Consider the following 774-nt stretch of genomic DNA (forward strand, 5'->3'; position numbering starts at 1 on the left):
CAAGAACGTCGAGGTGCCGCCTGGCGCGACGATCGGCGTCAACCCGGAGCGCGACGCGGAGCTGTACACCGTCTCCAAGGGCGGCGTGATCGCCCTGGGGAAGGGGCAGCTGGTGCCGTAGCGCCCGTCGAGGAGGCCCCGGTCGTACGGGACGACCGGGGTCTTTGTCATGTCCCTGGACTGATGGCGGAATCCGTGTTGTTATGCCAAGTGCTGTTCTTTGACAACGTTGTACGGGACTGGCAACGCACACAACAGAACATGCACCTGCACAGCGAGAGCCGTCACTTCCTCTCCGACGGAGGATCCGTGCGCATCAGACGACTCAGGAACCGCTTCGCCCTCCTCCTGGCCACCGCGCTGGGCGTCACCGGCCTCACCGCGACCGGGCCCGCTTCGGCCGCCGCGGAGGACGACCCCGTGGAGATCCACGGGCTGAAGGGCGAGTACTGGACCCACTCCGCCCCCGGCGCCTTCGACTTCCACGAACTCAAGGCCGTCGCCTTCGACCCGCACCTCGACTTCGACAACCTGGAGCCGCGCCTGAGCCTCACCACCGGCCGGGCGGACGACGTCAGCGTCCGCTGGACCGGCAAGATCGTGCCGGAGACCACCGGCTCCCACACCTTCTCGGTCAGCTCGGACAACGGCTTCCGCCTGTGGGTCGACGGCGCCCTCGTCATCGACCACTGGATCGACGACTGGGACAACGAGCAGACCTCCGAGCCGGTCCAGCTCACCGCGGGACGCGCCCACGACATCAAGGTCGAGTAC

1 protein-coding gene is annotated in these 774 nt (G+C 67.4%); it reads left to right on the forward strand.

Annotated features, from left to right (window positions below; all coding sequences use genetic code 11):
- Window positions 1-309: 309 nt before the first annotated feature.
- The coding region (locus LPA54_RS33705) for a PA14 domain-containing protein (protein ID WP_308112913.1) at window positions 310-774 on the forward strand (465 nt) is incomplete at its 3' end.

The organism is Streptomyces sp. DH12, from assembly GCF_020873895.1.
Lineage (GTDB): Bacteria > Actinomycetota > Actinomycetes > Streptomycetales > Streptomycetaceae > Streptomyces.